Source organism: Streptomyces sp. NPDC000348 (assembly GCF_042898795.1).
Taxonomy (GTDB): Bacteria; Actinomycetota; Actinomycetes; order Streptomycetales; family Streptomycetaceae; genus Streptomyces.
The window spans coordinates 1-15,957 of the sequence record NZ_JBIAZD010000018.1; the positions used below are offsets into that span (position 1 = coordinate 1).

At 71.1% G+C, this 15,957-nt stretch carries 12 protein-coding genes; 4 read left to right on the top strand and 8 right to left on the bottom strand.

Translation table 11 applies throughout. The features are described 5' to 3' along the window. Nucleotides 1-434 precede the first annotated feature (434 nt). The 5 genes from ACFY3N_RS28560 to ACFY3N_RS28580 all read right to left on the bottom strand — a co-directional run bounded on the left by ACFY3N_RS28560 (nucleotide 435) and on the right by ACFY3N_RS28580 (nucleotide 5,171). Nucleotides 435-776: a hypothetical protein gene (locus tag ACFY3N_RS28560; RefSeq protein ID WP_390819638.1), complete on the bottom strand. Its 342-nt coding sequence runs from the start codon at nucleotides 774-776 to the stop codon at nucleotides 435-437. Then, complete coding sequence (locus ACFY3N_RS28565) at nucleotides 773-1,246, bottom strand: DUF6232 family protein (RefSeq protein ID WP_390819639.1); 474 nt, start codon at nucleotides 1,244-1,246, stop codon at nucleotides 773-775. The genes ACFY3N_RS28560 and ACFY3N_RS28565 overlap by 4 nt, the downstream gene beginning before the upstream one ends. A 773-nt stretch (nucleotides 1,247-2,019) precedes the next feature. Continuing rightward, nucleotides 2,020-3,285, bottom strand: a complete 1,266-nt coding sequence (locus ACFY3N_RS28570; RefSeq protein ID WP_390819640.1) for an ABC transporter substrate-binding protein — start codon at nucleotides 3,283-3,285, stop codon at nucleotides 2,020-2,022. 114 nt (nucleotides 3,286-3,399) lie between these two features. Further along, nucleotides 3,400-4,221 (bottom strand): carbohydrate ABC transporter permease, encoded by an 822-nt coding sequence (locus ACFY3N_RS28575; RefSeq protein WP_390819641.1) that lies wholly within the window; start codon nucleotides 4,219-4,221, stop codon nucleotides 3,400-3,402. Then, complete coding sequence (locus ACFY3N_RS28580) at nucleotides 4,218-5,171, bottom strand: carbohydrate ABC transporter permease (protein ID WP_390819642.1); 954 nt, start codon at nucleotides 5,169-5,171, stop codon at nucleotides 4,218-4,220. Before ACFY3N_RS28580 ends, ACFY3N_RS28575 begins: the two co-directional genes overlap by 4 nt. Nucleotides 5,172-5,601: 430 nt before the next feature. On the opposite strand from ACFY3N_RS28580, the gene ACFY3N_RS28585 reads away from it, so the two are divergent. Further along, entirely contained in the window at nucleotides 5,602-8,232 is a 2,631-nt protein-coding gene (locus ACFY3N_RS28585) for a family 78 glycoside hydrolase catalytic domain (protein ID WP_390819643.1), read from the top strand. Nucleotides 8,233-8,308: 76 nt separating this feature from the next. Continuing rightward, complete coding sequence (locus ACFY3N_RS28590) at nucleotides 8,309-9,304, top strand: LacI family DNA-binding transcriptional regulator (protein ID WP_390819644.1); 996 nt, start codon at nucleotides 8,309-8,311, stop codon at nucleotides 9,302-9,304. 16 nt (nucleotides 9,305-9,320) lie between these two features. Here ACFY3N_RS28590 and ACFY3N_RS28595 read toward each other — a convergent pair whose 3' ends face one another. Then, a complete protein-coding gene (locus ACFY3N_RS28595; protein ID WP_390819645.1) occupies nucleotides 9,321-10,352 on the bottom strand; it encodes a LacI family DNA-binding transcriptional regulator in 1,032 nt (343 codons plus the stop codon). A gap of 766 nt (nucleotides 10,353-11,118) precedes the next feature. Then, complete coding sequence (locus ACFY3N_RS28600; RefSeq protein WP_390819646.1) at nucleotides 11,119-13,212, bottom strand: beta-glucosidase; 2,094 nt, start codon at nucleotides 13,210-13,212, stop codon at nucleotides 11,119-11,121. A gap of 731 nt (nucleotides 13,213-13,943) precedes the next feature. Here ACFY3N_RS28600 and ACFY3N_RS28605 point away from each other — a divergent pair. Then, entirely contained in the window at nucleotides 13,944-14,138 is a 195-nt protein-coding gene (locus tag ACFY3N_RS28605; protein ID WP_390819647.1) for an alpha/beta fold hydrolase, read from the top strand. Between the two features lie 52 nt (nucleotides 14,139-14,190). On the opposite strand, the gene ACFY3N_RS28610 is transcribed toward ACFY3N_RS28605, so the two are convergent. After that, nucleotides 14,191-14,547, bottom strand: coding sequence for a winged helix-turn-helix transcriptional regulator (locus tag ACFY3N_RS28610; protein ID WP_390819648.1), 357 nt, complete (start codon nucleotides 14,545-14,547; stop codon nucleotides 14,191-14,193). A gap of 140 nt (nucleotides 14,548-14,687) precedes the next feature. Here ACFY3N_RS28610 and ACFY3N_RS28615 point away from each other — a divergent pair, with 140 nt between their 5' ends. Beyond that, the gene (locus ACFY3N_RS28615; protein WP_390819649.1) at nucleotides 14,688-15,719 is read left to right on the top strand and encodes a zinc-binding alcohol dehydrogenase family protein; all 1,032 of its coding nucleotides are present in this window, start codon (nucleotides 14,688-14,690) and stop codon (nucleotides 15,717-15,719) included. Nucleotides 15,720-15,957: the final 238 nt, after the last annotated feature.

Genomic DNA, 15,957 nt, shown 5'->3' on the forward strand with positions numbered 1-15,957 from the left:
ACGAACTCATCACCGGCTCCCTCGGCGTCATCCTCATCGGCGCCTCCTTCTGGTCCTCCGTCCGCCGCAACAAGCGGCTCGCGGCGGCCGAGGGGGGCGGCACGGGCGGGAAGCAGGAGGAGATGGCCTCCGTGAGCTGATCGCCCCGGCGCCCGCGCACACCGATCGGTCCCTTGCCGCAGACGTACCGGCGGGGGACCGTTCGTCGTCCGCGCACGCGAAGGGGCGGCCCCGGCGCAGTTCACCAGGGGGTGGTCTTCCAGTGGACTCCGTCGGGGCCGTCACAGGGGTCGAGGGGCCCGTCCACGTCGAGGGACAGGAGTGGTCGGTCCACGATCTCCCGCTGCCGTGCGCATCGTTCGGCTGTGCCGGTGGGAGCGTGAACGAGTGGCGCGCCGACGAACACGGCACGGTCGGCGTCACCTTCGAGGACACTAGCCCAGCAGCGCGAGCAGCCGCCCCACCGCCTCCGCGGCGGGCTGGCCCACCGCGCCGACAGCGGCCGCGATCTGCGCGACGGACGCCAGGACGATGCCGCGCTCACGCAGGGCGTCCCGGTCCACAGTGAGTTCGGGCAGCGCGTCCTCGACGGTCCGGACCTGGTCCGGGGTGAGGTGGGGGCGCAGATCCCGGAGGAGGCGGCTGAGATCCTCGACGGCGGCGCGGAGTTCGACGTCCTGGGCGGCACCGCCGACGGTGCCGTAGTTGACGCCGATGTTCTCGCGGCCGCCGTTCATGTTGACCACGGGCCCGTAGTGGTTCGACGTATCGCTCACAGCTTGAACCCCGTGTTCTCCCGGCCACCGTTCATGTTGACGACAGGACCGTAGTTGTTGGTGTTCTTGTTGTTGAACTGCTGCACGATGGCGGTGAACTCGGCTTCCGGGTTGTCGATCGCGTACACGATCCGTCCGGCGATCCGCCGCAGCTCGTCCATGCTCGGCAGGGTCACGATCACTCTGGAGCCGCTGTTCATCTCGACGACCAGCACCGGCTTCGCCGACGTGAACAGGTCCTTCAGGACGACGGCCAGGCCGATCACGGCAACGACGAGCACGAGGTTGCCGTTCTCCCCGACACGCGCCTCGTCCTTGCTCGCGTAATTGAGCGCGGCATGAACCAGGACGGCGCCGACCAGCCACTTCAGGAAGCGGAGGACGGCCGCGCCCCAGTCGGGCTTGAGCCTGAAGGCGTCGACCCAGGCGATGTTGCGCAGCGGGATGGCCGCCGACCCCACCCACAGCATCCGGCGACCGACCCGGAGGACCAGAGGGCCTCCCCTGGAGGGAGCCGGCGGCAGCGGAGGAGGCTGGGGAGGCGGCTCGGGCGGTGGTGCGCCGACGTTTCCCGTGTGGTCCATGGCTCCCCCGTGGTGTCGTCACTCCCGCCCGCATGTCGCGGGAGCACCATTGAGCGCTTGCGGGTGATTATGGGGCAGACGAGAAGCAGCCAATCCGTCACAGGGTGGCCGATATACGACTTCGGGGCGGGCGGTCCGGGTGGTACACGGGCCGTACGGCAGACCGTCCCCCACCGGTCGAAACCGTTCCGTCCGCTGAAGCTGTCGGCGGAAAGCGGCATCCCACCTGCCGTTCCGCGCTTCTCCACCGCTCCTTCGTGCCCTGTGGCCCTCCGCTCCGCCGTAGGTGCGCATCCCCGTACCGGCCATCTCGGGGGGCGCCTCGACGAACACGATGCCGGTCATTTCCCGGAAACCGTGCGCTGACCGTCAAGGAAGTCTGCGCTCTCGGCGGAGGACCGGACCGATCAGGTGCGGCGCAATGGTGCTCCGGCTGGGAAGCGAGGGGTGCGGGAGGGGAGTCGAGCGGTTCCGGTGGAGAGGCTTCAGACGGCACTCTTTCGGGCTGCCGGATCTCAAAGAGCTCCGCAGCGTCGCCGTCCGGGATCGGCGGACCGGTCCACTTCGACGGCCGGTGGGCCCCGACCGGATCGGGGCCCACCGGGACGGCGCGCTTTCGGGGCGGCGCGGCACCCGCGCGTCCGTCGCGTCGTCGGGCGTCAGTCGGTCTCGACGGCGTCGTCCATGCTCTTGAGCGCTTCCTCGACGGTCGCGTCACCGGAGAACAGCTTCTGCACGGCGGTGAAGTGGGCCTGCTGCACCTCGGGGTTGGGCCAGCGCTGGTCCATGAACGGGATCGTCCTGCCGTCCTGCTGCATGTCGATCAGGACGTTCAGGGCGGGGTCCGCCTCGAAGGAGTCGTTGGGCAGGGCCGGGAGGGTGCCGCCTTCCTCGGCGTAGATCTTCTGGCCGTCCTGCGAGGCCAGGTACTCGATGAACTTCTTGCCCGCGTCCGCCTTCTTGCTCGCGGCGTTCAGGCCGTACGCGGCGGAGACGGCGCCCGGGATGCGGGTCTGGGCGGCGTCGTTCGAAGCGGGCAGCGCGAACATGCCCAGCTCGGCGTCGCCGGCCTCCTTCTGCACCTGCGGGATGCTGGTGGTGACCTGGACGACGCCGACGGCCTTGCCCGAGCCGACGTCGGACAGGGACGTCTCGTAGCTGGTGCCGTTGGGGTTCTCGGTGAAGCAGCCCGCCTCGTCGAGGTCCAGGTACTGCTGGAAGGTGTCCTTCCAGGCGGAGCCGGCGAAGGTGGCCTTGCCGGCGCTCAGCCGCTCGTCGAAGTCGGCGTCCTGGGTGTAGACCGTGGTGGCCGCGAGCGCGTAGCCGGCGAGCTGGGTCACCCACGGGGTCTGGTTGCCCAGGGCCAGCAGCACCTTGTCGTGGTCCTTCGCCTTCTCGCACAGGCTCAGGACGTCGTCCCAGGTCTTGGGTTCGCTGCCGCCGATCTCCCGCAGCGTCTTCTTGCTGTAGATGGCGCCGATGCCGTTGAAGGTGACGGGGACGATGTAGGTCTTGCCCTCGACCTGGGTGACGCTCTTGTCTCCGTCGGCGATGTCCGGCACGAAGTCGTAGCCGCTGAGGTCGGCCAGGTAACCGCCCTGCTGCAGCACCTGGACCGCCGCGGGGTTGCCGTTGCCGGGCCAGACGGTGAAGACGTCCGGTCCAGTGCCCGAGGACAGCTGGGTGCGCAGCGTGGACTGGAGCTGGTCGGTGTCGGCGTAGGTGACGTTGACGTCGATGTCGGGGTTGGCCTTCTTGAACGCCTTGACGACGGCGTCCATCGGGACCCGGTCGGTGGAGTTGGCGGCGACGCGCAGGGTGTCGCCGCCACCGCCACCGGTGGCGGCGTCGGAGCTGCACGCGGCGGTGAAGCCGGCCAGGCAGACGGTGGCGAGGGTGGCGGCAAGGGGACGGGATGCTCTCATGACGGCTCCAGGAGACAGTGGGACGTGGGGTACGCGGCCGGCACCGGGCATGTGACGCCGTTCGGGCGGCTCGGAGGGGGAAAACGGCGGAGTGGAGGAGGGCAGGGGGTGTGGTCAGCCCTTCAGCCCGCCGGCGAAGCCCTGGATGATGCGCTTCTGCATCAGGAAGTAGGCGATCAGGACCGGCAGGATGCCGATGATCAGCCCGGCGAAGACCATGGGCCACTGTGAGACGTACTGGCCGACGAACCCGAAGAGGGCGACGGGGATGGTCTGGCGGCCGGAGCCGCTGAGGTACAGCAGCGGGGTGAGGAAGTCGTTCCAGACGAAGATGACGTTGAGGATGACGACCGTGCCGGTGATGGGCCGCATCAGGGGAAAGACGACGCGGGTGAAGGCCCGGACGGGACCGCACCCGTCCATGAGGGCCGCCTCCTCGTAGCCGGGGTCGAGGGAGCGCAGGAATCCCGTGTACATGAAGACCGAGAAGGGCAGTTGCAGCCCGGTGTAGAAGATGATCAGCGCGAGCGGGTTGCCCAGCAGGTTCAGGTCGCGCATGGTCTGGTACAGCGGGATCAGCGCGAGCTGGAAGGGCAGCAGCAGGCCCAGCATGAACAGGGCGAAGACGCCGCGCGACCAGTACCGGGTGGACCTGGCCAGCGGATAGGCCGCCGCGGCCGCCAGGCCGACGATCAGCACGACGCTGCCGACGGTGACCAGGAGGCTGTTGCCGATGGCCGCGCCGAGCCCGGCCTGCCGCCATGCGTCGCCGAAATTGTCCAGCGTCGGGCTGGAGGGCAGGGCGATCGGCGAGGCGCCGTCGCCCTCCGTGCGCAGGGCCATGGAGATCAGGACGTAGACGGGGAAGGCGAACAGGAGGGCGACCACGATCATGACCGCTTCGAGGATGCCGGTGCGCCACGTGTAGCGGTTCATGAGTTCTTCTTCTCCTGGCGGCTGAGGTAGCCGTACTGAAGGCCGCTGACGACGACCACGAAGAGGGTCAGCACCAGACCCATGGCGATGCTGTAGCCGTACTTGTTGAACTGGAAGGCCTGCTTGTAGATGACGGTGGACAGGGTGTCCGTGGCCCCGCCGGGCCCGCCCTGGGTCATCACCCAGACCTGGTCGAACAGTTTCAGGCCGCCGATGACCGACAGCATCAGGTTGATGGTGATGGCCGGGGCCAGCATGGGGCGCACGACGTACCAGAACCGGCGCAGCGGTCCGGCGCCGTCGATGGCCGCCGCCTCGTAGATCTCCTGGGGGATCGACTGGAGACCGGCGAGGAAGATGACCATGGAGTAACCGGCGAACTGCCAGATGACCACCGCGACCACCGACCACAGGGCGATGTCGGGGTCGCCGAGCCAGTCCTGCGTGAGCGAGCCCAGCCCCACCGCCTCGAGCAGCGCGTTGATCGCGCCTTCCGGGGCGTACAGGTACTTCCACAGGTACGCGGTGACCACGGGCGTGATGACGGCCGGGGCGAAGAAGAAGACCCGCAGGATGGTGCGGGACTTGATCCGCGCGTTGACGCCCAGAGCCAGCAGCAGGCCGATGGCGTTCTGCACGACCGTGATCGCGATCGCGGCCAGCAGTGTGGTGCCCACCGCGTCCCGGGCCGCGGAGTCGTCCCACAGTTTCCGGAACTGGTCCAGGCCGACGAAGTTCTTGACCGGGCTGATGCCGTCCCAGTCGGTGAAGGCGAAGTAGCTGCCCTGCACGCTGGGCACGAGGACCACGAAGGCGAAGAAGACCAGGGCCGGCAGGACGAACCACCAGGGGGCCCTGTTCCCCGCGGCGCGCTTGCCGCCGGGTGGGGGCCCCTGCGTGGGAGGCCCGTCCCGGTGCTTGCGGTGAGGGCTGGTCGCCACTGTGGCCATGAGGGCTCTCCATCGAGTCACGCGGCGCCGTTCCGCCGCCAGGATGCCGTGTTAACGAAGCTGAAACGCTTCAAATCCTGGCGAGAAACTAGGTTCCGACGGCGACGGTGTCAAGAGTTCGATCCGCATTCCTCGACCGGGCGCGCGCTCTTCGCTCGACACCTCCGCCCGGCCCGCCTTGGCGACAGACCGAGCAGTCCTATGCGTCACCACAGCTCACACCAGCCTTGTCGGCACAGCGGCGACCGATCGGAGACGACTTCCCGCGTCGAGGACTGCTTGACGTAGTGACGCGGACGTTCGTACGGTGAGCCCGACTTCACGGTTGAAGCGTTTCAAGCAGTTTTTCGTTTGACCGACAACCCTTCCCAGGGACGAGGACACCGCGGCCGGTCCAGCCACCCGGTCGGAACAGAACAGGAGCCGATCCATGCCCGAGAACCCGTCCGCCGACGCGTCCGTGGTGGTCGCTGCGCCGACCGTCGAGCACCACTGCGGCGGCCTCGGCATCGGTGAGGCCCGCCCACGGCTGTCCTGGGTGACCGAGTCCGCACCGGGTGGATGGCTGCAGAGCGCCTACGAACTGGAGATCTCCCCCGAGGCCGGCCCGGTGTGGAGCAGCGGCCGCGTCGAAAGCGGCGAATCCGTCCTCGTCGCCTGGCCCGACGACATCCCCCCGCTGGGCTCACGCGAACGCCGCACGGTGCGCGTACGGGTCTGGGGCACCGGCGGCACCCGTTCCGACTGGAGCCCTCCCCTCGCCGTGGAGGCGGGGCTGCTCGACACCGGCGACTTCACCGCCATCATGATCACGCCGGCCGTGCCCGAACTCACCAGGCCCGCCCTGCTGCGCACCTCCTTCGACCTGCCGGCCCCCGTCGTGCGCGCCCGCCTGTACATCACCGCCCACGGTCTGTACGAGGCCGAGATCAACGGCACACGCGTCGGCGAGGAAGTCCTCGCACCCGGCTGGAGCAGCTACCACCACCGGCTGCGCTACGCCACCCACGACGTCACCGGCCTGCTGACCGAGGGCCCCAACGCGCTGGGCGCCTGGCTGGGGGAAGGATGGTTCAGCGGACGTTTCGGCATCCACGGCGGCCGCACCGCCCTCTACGGACAGCACACCGGCCTGCTCGCCCAGCTCGAGGTCGACTGCGCCGACGGAAGCCGCGTCGTGGTCGGCACCGACGAACGCTGGCGCTGCGCCTACGGGCCCATCACCTTCGCCGGCCTCTACGAGGGCGAACGCTACGACGCCCGCGCCGAGCTGTCCGGCTGGTCCCTCCCCGGCTTCGACGCCTCCGGCTGGCAGTCCGTCCGCCCCGTCCCCCACGACCCCGGCACCCTGTGCGCACCGAGCGGCCCTCCGGTACGCCGCGTGGAAAGCCGCGCCCCCGAATCCGTACTGACCTCCCCCAGTGGCAGGCGCATCCTGGACTTCGGCCAGAACATCGCCGGCCGGGTGCGCATCCGCGTGCGCGGCAGGGCCGGGACCACCATCACCCTGCGCCACGCCGAGGTCCTCCAGGACGGCGAGCTCTACACCCGGCCCCTGCGGCACGCGACCTCCACCGACACCTACGTCCTCAAGGGGAGCGGGGCCGTGGAGGAATGGGAGCCGCGCTTCACCCTGCACGGCTTCCGCTACGTCGAGGTCACCGGCTGGCCCGAGGACCAGGCGCACCTCGACGTCACCGCCCAGGTGATCCACACCGACATGCGCCGCACCGGCTGGTTCTCCTCCTCCGACGCCCTGCTCGACCGTCTGCACGAGAACGTCCGCTGGAGCATGCGCGGCAACTTCGTCGACGTCCCCACCGACTGCCCCCAGCGCGACGAACGCCTCGGCTGGACCGGCGACATCCAGGTCTTCGCCCCCACCGCGTCCTTCCTCTACGACTGCGCCGGCTTCCTCACCTCCTGGCTGGCCGACCTCGCCCACGACCAGTACGCCGACGGCACCGTCCCCTTCATCGTCCCCGCCATCCCCGTGCCCGAGTGGACGCCCGCCTGGCCGGCGGCCCTGTGGGGCGACGCCGCCGTCCTGGTGCCGTGGACCCTGTACCAGCGCTTCGGCGACCGCGGCGTGCTGCGCGCCCAGTACGCCAGCGCCCGCGCCTGGGTCGACCTGATCGCCTCCCAGCGCGGCGAGGACGGCGTATGGCGCCACGGCAAGCAGCTCGGCGACTGGCTCGACCCGGCCGCACCCCCGGAAGACCCCTGGCAGGCCCGCACCGACCCCTATCTGGTGGCCCACGCCTACCTGGCCCGCTCCGCGCAGGTCCTGGCCCTGATCGCCGGCGAACTCGGCGAGGGCGCCGACGAGCACCGCTACCGCACCCTCGCCGAGGAGGCCCGCGCCGCCTTCCTGCGGGCCTTCGTCGGACCCGACGGTCGCATGACCTCCGACACCCAGACGGCCTACGCACTCGCCCTCCGCTTCGACCTGTTCCCGGACACCGCGTCGAGGGCCGCGGCGGGCGAACGGCTCGCCGAACTCGTGGGCAAGGACGGTCACCGCATCGCCACCGGCTTCGCGGGGACGCCCGAGGTCTGCGACGCGCTCAGCGAGACCGGCCACGACGACACCGCCTACCGGCTGCTGCTGCAACAGCAGCGCCCCTCCTGGCTGTACTCCGTCACCCAGGGCGCGACCACCGTGTGGGAACGCTGGGACAGCATGCTGCCCGACGGCACCGTCAACCCCGGCGAGATGACCTCGTTCAACCACTACGCGCTCGGCGCCGTCGCCGACTTCCTGCACCGCGTCGTCGCCGGCCTGGCCCCCGCGGCCCCCGGCTACCGGCGCCTGCGCATCGCCCCGCGCCCCGGCGGTCACCTCACCCACGCCGAAGCCCGCCACCTCACCCCCTACGGAACGGCCGAGGCCGGCTGGCGGCTGGCGGACGGCACCCTCGCCGTCACCGCGACGGTGCCGCCCAACACCAGTGCCGACATCGACCTGCCGGGCCTGGACGTCATCACGGTCGGCAGCGGAACCCACCGCTTCGAGGTGCCCTGGCCCGCTCGGCCGTCCGGCCAGGACGGCCAGGACTAGACGGATACGATGTGGCTCAAGGCTTGAAGCGTTACAACCGACCGTCGCCGGGCGGCCGTTCGAAGGGCTCGTGGAGATGAACACCATCGGGATCAAAGACGTCGCGCTGCACGCGGGTGTCTCGATCGCAACCGTCTCCAACGTGCTCAACCGGCCCGAGAAGGTGGCGCGGGCGACGCGGGAACGGGTCGAGAGCGCCATCGACGTCCTCGGCTACGTCCCCAATCTGGCCGCACGGCAGCTCACCGGCAGCCGCGGCAGCATGGTCGGTCTGGTCGTCTTCGACGTGCGCAACCCCTTCCTCACCGACGTCGCCCGCGGCGCCGAGGACCTGCTGCACGCCCAGGACAAGACCGTCATGCTGTGCAACAGCGACGTCCTGGCCGACAAGGAGGAGCGCTACCTCCAACTGCTCGCCCAGCAGAACGCCACCGGCGTCCTGATCACGCCCGCGGACCTCAGCCGCGGCTGGCTCGACGGCGTCCGCGCACGCGGCCTGCGCATCGTCCTGCTCGACAACGCCGACACCTACCCCGACGTCTGCTCCGTCGCGGTCGACGACGTCGCCGGAGCCGACGCGGCCACCACCCACCTGCTGGCCCGCGGGCACCAGCGCATCGCCTTCGTGACCGGCCCGATGCACATGCGCCAGTCGCAGGACCGTCTCGCCGGCTGCACGCAGGCCATCGAGCGTGCGGGCCGGCCCGCCGACGCCCTGCACGTCGTCGAGACCGCCGCGTTCACCGTGGACCAGGGCCGACGCGCCGGCGAGCAGCTGCTGACCGCCGGCGAACGGGTCACCGCGGCGTTCTGTGCCAACGACCTGCTCGCCCTGGGCCTCATGCAGACCGCGTTCCGCGCGAAACTGCGCATCCCCGACGACCTCGCCGTCGTCGGCTACGACGACATCCACTCGGCCGCGACCGCCGGTGTACCGCTGACCTCGGTGCACGTGGGCGGGTACGACCTGGGCAAGGCCGCGGCCGAGCTGCTCCTGGACGAAGACCGCCCCGGCCACACCCATCGGCGCCTGGTGTTCCCGCCCCGTCTGGTCGAACGCGGCTCGTCCTGACACGGGCACCCGGCGTTCAGCCTCGATCGGGAGGCGCACCGCTGGAGGCGCGGACGACCAGCGACGGTGTGACGACGTGGTGCTGCGGCTCGGTGCGCCCGTCGATGCGTTCCAACAGCATCGCGACCGCCCGCTGCCCCATCTCGGCGCCGCGCTGGTCCACGGAGGTCAGCGAGATGGCCGGGTGCGCGGCCAGGTCGGTGTTGTCGTAACCGACCAGGGAGACCGAACGAGCGGCGCCGTGCTCCACCAGCGCGGCCAGGGCGCCGAGGGCGAGCTGGTCGTGGCTGGCGAACACGGCCGTGGGCCAAGGCCGTTCGGCGAGCAGGTCGCCGACGGTGGCGCGTGCGCTCGCCTCCGTCTGACCGGTGCCCGCGACCCTGGCACAGAGCCCGTGGCCGGCTGCTTCCACGGCCTCCTCGAACGCACGCAGCCGCAGCGCGTGCGGGCTGCCGGCGTCGGGGGCGCTGATCGCCGCGTGCTCGGTCAGATGCACGATGCGCCGGTGGCCGAGCCCGAGAAGGTGGTCCATGACCTGCCGGGTGCCTGCGATGTCGTCGCCCACGACGGTGTCGTAGTGCGCGGAGCGGTCGTGCCGCCCGAGCATCACCACGGGGACACTGCTCGCCAGCCGCTCCAGCCACGCGGCGTCCACCCGGGGCGAGACCACCACGATCCCGTCCACCTGGCGGTCGGCGAGGGCCTCGATCGCTCCGTAGCCCTCCCTGCCGTCGGCGGGCGCGATGACCAGCTGGTAGCGGGTGCCCGCCAGCGCCCGCATGGCACCGTCCACGATCTGGGTGAGGAACCGGTTGCCGAGGTGCGGTACCTCGAGGCCGAGGGTGTAGCTCGCGCCGCGCAGGGACCGGGCGGCCACGCTGGGCCGGTAGTTGAGCTCCTCGATGGCCGCGTTGACCTTGGCGCGCATCGCGGGGCTCACACCGGAGGCGTCCCGGATCACCTTGGAGACCGCAGCCCGGGACACTCCGGCCGCCCGTGCCACGTCCTGGATCGTGACCGACCGGCGTCTGCTGCTGGCCTGCGACACGTGGTCCCTCCCGTGCGATCACCGTCACCGCAGCCTTCCCTATCGGACACGGGATCCGCAAGCCTCCCCGGGCGCCCCGGGGGATCCGGGGTGTCCGGGCACGGTGGGACGCGGTGCGGACGGCCGGGCGTTCCCGGTGCGGGCGGTGGTCGGCGTCTCACGGGATGTCCGTCCGTTCGGCGCCGCCCCTCGGCGACGGTCCTCTCCGCGTACGGCCGGACGACGACGGGACCGACGAGCCCGTACGGCTGCTTCGCGTCGTACGCGGCGTTGCCGAGCAGCGTCGCCACGTGCGCCTCGGTCACGTTCCGGCCGGTCCTCACACGGCCGGCCGGACCGACGGCCGGGGTGCCCGACGAGGTCGGCCTCCGGCAGGGCCCGTCCGTCGACCTCGGCGGTGCGGGTGCCGTTCACCCCGCCCGGGTCGAGCGTGGCTCCTCCGTTCCTCACCACGGACGCGTCCAGGCCGACGGCGGTGCGGTACGCCGACGTCCCGGACCGGTCCTCCAGGCCTGCGACGTCCGGCAGTGTCCGGCAGTGTCCCGTCGGCGCCGCGTCTCGTGCCGGCTGGTCCCATGCCCGTTCCCCGTGGGGTGCGGGGGGGGGGGGGGGGGCGGCCCCCCCGGGGGGGGGGGGGGGGCGGGGGCGCGGGGCGGGGGGGGCGCGGGGGGGGGGGGGGGCGGGGGCGGGGGGGGGGGGGGGGGGGGGGGGGGGGCGCCGGGGGGCGGGGGGGGGGGGGGGGGGGCCCCCCCCCCGGCCGGGGCGGTCAGCGCTTGCCGAGGGTGAACCTCGTGGACAGCGTGGTGTCCGAGGACGTGCCCACGTGCGCGGTGAAGGTACCGGAGGGGGTGCGCCACGCGTCGCGGTCGCTGTCGTAGTACTGGGTCAGGCGACGGGTCTCGACCTGCTTCTCCGTCAGCTTGATCGTGACGGTCCTGCTCTGGCCCGCCTTCAGGGACACCCGGTCCCAGGCGATCAGACGCGCCGACGGCTCGTCCGCGCTGCGCGGCAGCTCCAGATAGACCTGGGGCACCTCGGTCCCGGCCCGCTCACCGGTGTTGGACACCTTGAACCGGACGGTCAGCCCTCCCTCGCCGGAGGAGGAGACCTTCAGCTCCGAGAGGGCGAAGTCCGTGTACGACAGACCGTGCCCGTACTCGAACAGCGGCTCCTCGCCCTGCGCCCGGTACCAGCGGTAGCCGACTTCCAGGCCCTCGCTGTACTCGACCTGGCGGATGGTCTCACCCTCGGCGCGCACACCCGGGTACTGCGCCTCGGTGCGGGCGGGCTGCTGCTCCTCGGAGGTGGGGAAGGTCATGGGCAGCTTGCCGGAGGGGTTGACGTCACCGAACAGCAGCGCGGCGATGGCCGGTCCGGCCTGCTCGCCCGGGTACCAGGTCTCCAGGACGGAGTCGACCTTCGACAGCCACGGCATGGTGGTGGCGGTACCGGTCTCCAGCACCACCACGGTCGAGCGGTTCCGGTCCGCCACGGCATTGATCAGCGCGTCGCCGCCGGCGTCCAGGCTCAGGTCCTTCGGGTCGGCGAACTCGCCCACCTGCTTGTAGCCGAAGACGACGGCGACGTCCGCGTCGGCGGCGACCTGCGCGGCACGCCGCGCGTCACTGCCGTCGTCGTAGACCACCTCGGCGCCGAGCCTCGCCGCGCGCTCGGTCAGGGAGTCCAGCGGTGCGATCATGTCCTCGCAGGCCATGGTGTTGCGGCCGCTGGTGGTACCGCCGAAGTTCAGCGGGAGGCTGCACAACTGCCGTGCGGTCATGCCGGAGTCGGGGTCGTTCGAGGCGACCGAGCCGATCACCGCGATCTTCTCGCCGCTCCGCTCGTCCAGCGGCAGGGTGTCATCGCTGTTCTTCAGCAGGACGGAGCCCTCCTCGGCGATCTGCCGGGCGAGCGCCTTGTGCGCGGGCGTCGAGACGTCCGCGGCCGGCTCGGAGGGCAGCGCGCGGTCGAACAGCCCGCCGCGGATGTAGGAGCGGACGACGCGGAAGGCGGCCTGGTCGACGTCCGCCTGGGTGATGTCGCCGGCGGCGAGGGCGGCGTCGAGCTTGTCGGGGGTGTAGTGGAGGGGCCGGTTCAGTTCCTGGTCCAGTCCGGCCTTGAGCGAGGCGGCGGTGGAGTGGACCGCTCCGAAGTCGCTCATCACGTAGCCGTCCAGGCCCAGTTCGTCCTTGAGGCTGTCGTTGAGCAGCGGATTCTCACAGGCGTACACGCCGTTGATCTGGTTGTAGGAGCACATGACGCTCTCGGGCTCGCCCTCGTCCAGGGCGATGCCGTAGGGCAGTTCGTAGATCTCCTTCAGCGTCCGCTCGTCGATGTTGGAGGAGCTGGTCGCCCGGTCGGCCTCCTGCTCGTTGGCCACGTAGTGCTTGAGGTCGGCCAGGACGGGCTTGTCCTCGTTGCTCTCGATGCCGCGGGCCTGGGCGCCGGCGAGGACGCCGTTGACGACCGGGTCCTCGCCGAAGTACTCCGGCGTCCGGCCGGCCAGCGGGGTGCGGCCGGCGCCCACGCCCGGTCCGAGGACGACGTTCTTGCCCTTGTCGAAGGCCTCGCTGCCCATCGCCCTGCCCTTGGCGTAGGCGGTCTCCTCGTTGAAGCCGGACGCCAGGGCTATCTGCGCCGGGAAGGTGGTGACGCCCTCGCCGGAGCGCACCCCTTCGGGGCCGTCGACGTAGGTGACGCTGGGGGTGCAGACGACCTGCACCGGATAGGTCACGCCCTGGAAGTCGGTCCGGGTGGGGTCGTTGGCGGGCTGCTCGACCAGCCAACGGTACTTCTGGTGCCGGGTGCTGGCGGTGAGCAGGGCCTTGGCCCGCTGATCGGCGGACTTCCGGGTGTCCATCCACGGCACCTTCGCGCAGTCGTCGGCCGGGCGATGGCCTGCGGACGCGGTGCCGACCGTGGTCGGCATCAGCGTGATGAGCAGGGTGGACGCGACGATCGCAGCGCCTTTGAGTCGACGGCGGCTCGCCGTTCGCGATCGCTGCCATTCGGACACGATGCCTCCTTGTAACGTTTCAATTCAGGGCCGCACGCGCGGAACCCACACGTGAGGCCGCAGGGGGCCGAAGCCATGAGGGGCAGAGGAACGAGGCGGACCAGGAGAGCGGCGGGACCGCGTCTGGCGCATGCGGCGCAGGCCTGGCGCCCCGCGCGCGGATGAGCGGGCACGGAGGTGCACCGCCTGGCCGCCCGAGCATAAAAAGCGCACTCCACGGGCTTGTTGCTGCATCACCATCGACGCCTCCCGGGAAGCGGGGACCACGGCTCGCCCCACCATTCGAAGCACCGCGTAGATCGATCCACGCGGTGACGGCCTCACCGTAGGGCGCGCCCCGCGCGACGGCAATGCCTTGGACAAAAAACGTTTTACGCGAAGGGGTCGGAGCGAAGTCACCGCAGGACGCGGTGCCCGCAGTCGCAGACGTGCCGGCAGCTCTTCCCGCTGAGGCCGGGGGGCGAGAGCGCCGGGCAAGAACTGGAAGGTGACCCAAGGCTGTTGAAGGCGCCAACGGCGCCGGGCCGTGCACCACGAGCGCCGGAAGGGGGGGCGAATCCGCCTTCCGCGAGGGCGTGCCTGCGGCATCACTCCCGGCGCTGGTGGCCGGCGGCGCCCCCGACGTGATGATCCACGCCTACGCCGCGTACGCGATGCCCCAGCGACTGCCCGATGCCGAGGTCGCCCTCCACAGCGACGCCGGGCACGGTTTCGTCTTCCGTCGCCCGGAGGACTTCGCCCGCGAGGTCAACGGGTTCCTGGACCGGTGACCGGCCCCGGGCACCGCCACGGTCCGGACGGCCACGCCCTCCGGGACGCCCGTCAGGTGATCTCGTCCATGTGGTCCTCCACCCAGTCGCGCAACCGGGCCAGCGGCTCGGCCACGCTGCGACCGAGCGCGGTCAGTTCGTACTCGACGTGCAGCGGCACCGCGGGGTAGACGGTCCGCTCCACGAAACCCCGGTCCTGCAGGCGGCGCAGCGTGGCGGTGAGCACCTTGGGGCTCACCCCCTCGAGCCGCTTCTGCAGGGCCCCGAAGCGCTGCGGCCCCTCTTCCATGGCGCCGATGGCCAGCGCCGACCACTTGTTGGCCAGGAGGTCGAGCACATCGCGGCACGGGCATTGCGCGGCGTACACGTCGTGATGGTCGTGCCGCTGGGACTCGCAGAGTGCCACCATGGGGTCTCCCTCGCCTCCGTCACCTCTCCCACCAGCTTACTTCCCTGAGGGAAGTAGTGGCCCTTGCGGGTTACTACCTCCCCAGAGCTACGTTACGGGCGCAGCGGAAGCCCGCTGTGCCATCACCAGGAGGAGCAGTCATGAGCCGGATCCCGCAGACCATGCCCGCCGTCGCCTACCGCAGGAGCCTGCCGGTGGACGACGCGGAGAGTCTCGTGGACACGACCCTGCCGGTACCGGAGCCAGGGCCGCGCGACCTGCTCGTGCGGGTCGAGGCCATCGCGGTCAACCCGGTCGACTACAAGATCCGCCAGAACAGCGACCCGGGCGGCGAGCCCAAGGTCCTCGGCTGGGACGCGGCGGGCACCGTCGTCGCCGTCGGTGAGGAGGTCGAGTCGTTCCGGGTGGGCGACGAGGTCTTCTACGCCGGAGCCCTCGACCGGCCGGGGGCCAACTCCCTTTACCACGCGGTGGACGAGCGCATCGTCGGCCACAAGCCCGCCTCGCTCTCCTTCGCCGGGGCGGCGGCCCTGCCGCTGACGTCGCTGACCGCCTGGGAGGGCCTCTTCGAGCACCTCGGTCTGCACACCGGCGCCCTCAAGCAGTCGGGGACGCTGCTGGTCACCGCCGCCGCGGGCGGTGTCGGAGCCATGGTCTCCCAGCTGGCCCGCGCCCTGACCAGCCTGACGGTGATCGGCACCGCGTCCCGCCCCGAGACGGTCGAGTTCGCCCGGCGCATGGGCGCCGCGCACATCGTCGACCACCGCGAGCCCCTCGTCCCGCAGGTGCGCGAAGCGGCCCCGGACGGCGTGGACTTCGTCTTCGGCACCACCGGAACCGACCAGAACCTGGCCGCCTACGCCGACCTCGTCAGGCCGTTCGGACGGATCGTGGCCATCGACGACTTCGGCCCGGTCGAGATCGGTCTGCTGAAGTCCAAGAGCATCTCCTTCCACTGGGAGTTCATGTTCACCCGGTCACTGCACCGCACCGCCGACCTGGCGGAACAGGGCCGCATCCTCGGCCACATCTCCCGGCTGGTGGACGCCGGCATCCTCACCACCACGGCCACCACCGACCTCGGGAAGATCAACGCCGAGCACCTGCGGGAGGCCCACCGCGTCCTGGAGTCCGGCAGGGCCATCGGCAAGATCACGATGACCGGTTTCTGACCGCGGTCCCGGGGAGGGAGCCGGCCGGAAAGCCGAAGCCGGGTTCTCGTCGGGACCGGGCTCTCGTCAGGACGTGCTGCGTGACCTTCGGGACCGGGGTCCGGCTCCTCGCTCACCGGCGGGAGGGACCGGGGTCCCGGCTCCTCGCTCACCGGCGGGAGGGAGCGAGGCCGGTGAGGAAGTGCCACCAGCCCCGGCTCTGCCCGTCCTTGGCGCACTGACCCGCGCCACCCCCAGT